The organism is Streptomyces europaeiscabiei (assembly GCF_001550375.1).
GTDB lineage: Bacteria > Actinomycetota > Actinomycetes > Streptomycetales > Streptomycetaceae > Streptomyces > Streptomyces europaeiscabiei.
On record NZ_LRTR01000691.1, the window covers coordinates 1 to 1,759 of the forward strand.

2 protein-coding genes are annotated in these 1,759 nt (G+C 74.6%); both read left to right on the forward strand.

Annotation, left to right across the window (positions count from 1 at the left end; translation table 11 throughout):
* The coding region (locus AWZ10_RS54295) for an ABC transporter ATP-binding protein (protein ID WP_244172642.1) at positions 1–550 on the forward strand (550 nt) is incomplete at its 5' end.
* On the forward strand, positions 544–1,759 hold a 1,216-nt coding region (locus AWZ10_RS34655), incomplete at its 3' end, for an ABC transporter permease (RefSeq protein WP_244172643.1). The genes AWZ10_RS54295 and AWZ10_RS34655, both read left to right, overlap by 7 nt.

Sequence of the window (1,759 nt, forward strand, 5' to 3'; positions counted from 1 at the left end):
GCTGCGCGAGGCCCTGGCCCGGGTGGGGCTGGCCGAGCGGGCCGGACACCGGCCGGCCCAGCTGTCCGGCGGGCAGCAGCAGCGGGTCGCCCTGGCCCGGGCCCTGATCACCCGCCCGGCGGTCCTCTTCGGCGACGAGCCGACCGGGGCGCTCGACACCACGACCAGCCGTGACGTGCTCTGCCTGCTGCGGGAGTTGGTGGACCGGGAGGGCCAGACCACGGTCATGGTCACGCACGATCCGGTGGCCGCGTCGTACGCGGACCGGGTGGTGTTCCTGGTCGACGGGCGGGTGAGCGGGGAGTTGGTCCGGCCGTCGGTGGAGGGCGTGGCGGCGCGTATGGCCGGGTTGGAACGGGCGGCTGGAACGGCCGGTGTTCCCGGTACTCCCGGTACTCCCGGTACTCCCGGTACTCCCGGTACTCCCGGTACTCCCGGTACTCCCGGTACTCCCGGTACTCCCGGTACTCCCGGTACTCCCGGTACTCCCGGTACTCCCGGTACTCCCGGTACTCCCGGCAGCGGGGTCGTCGGGGGTGTGACGTGCTGACGCTGTCGTCGTTGCGTACGCGGTGGGCGGCGCTGATCGGGTCGTTCGTCGCGGTGGCGCTGGGGGTCGGGGTGATGACCGCCATGGGGCTGGGGCTCGCGGCGACGCTCGACCCGCCCGCGCGTACGCCGGAGCGTTTCGGCTCCTCCCCCGTCGTCGTGGCGGGCGTGGACAGGCTGACGGTCGAGGTGCGGCGGGGGCCGGGGACGGCCCGGGTGTCGCAGAAGCTGGCGGATCCACACCCTGTGGACGAACGGCTGCTCGCGGAGCTGCGTGCGCTGGGGCCGGTGACGACGGACGGGGCGGGCGGGGGCCCGGCCGGACCGGACGCGGTCGGGGTGGACGCGGCCGTCGCCGACGTACGGGCGGTGGTCGGGGATCGGGCGCGGGTGCTGACGGGTGACGCGCGGCGGCAGGTGGATCCGTCGTACGAGCGGGACGCGGAGGCGCTGGTCGCCGTGAACTCGCTGCTGGGGACGGCGGGCGGGGTCACCACCTTCGTGTCGGTGTTCGTGACGGCGTCGACGTTCGCCTTCGTGGTGGCCCTGCGCAGGCGGGAGTTCGGGCTGTTGCGGATGGCGGGCGCGACACCGGGTCAGGTACGGCGGCTGCTGCTCGGGGAGGCCTTGGCGGTCGGGGTCGTGGCGTCCGGTGCCGGGTGTGCGCTGGGGGCGTGGGGAGCGCCTGTGCTGGTACGGGAGTTGGTGGACGGCGGGATCGCGCCGACGTGGTTCGCGGTGCCGGGTGCGGTGGTGTGGCCGTACCACGTGGCCTTCTGGACGGGGGTGTCGGTGGCGCTCGCCGGGGCCTGGGTGGCCGCGCGACGGGCCGGGCGGATCGGGCCCGTGGAGGCGTTGCGGGAGGCGTCCGTGGACACGGGGGTGCTGCCGCTGTCGCGCCGGGTGATCGGTTCCGCTCTGCTGGCGGCTGGACTGGGGCTGCTGGCCTGGAAGTTGGGGACCGACCCCGCCGGACTGCTGAAGCGGAAGACGTACACCACCCAGCCGATGCTGCTGATCACGGCGGCGGCCGCGCTCGCACCGCTGCTCGTCCGGCCGGTCGTACGGCTGGTGGGGGCGGGGCTGCCCGGGGCCGCCGGGCTGCTGATCCGGGAGAACGCGGCCACGTCGGTGCGCAATCGCCCGGACACCGTCTCTCCGCCCATACGGCGGATGCGTCCCCCGTGCAATCGGTGTATGCGGACCGAAC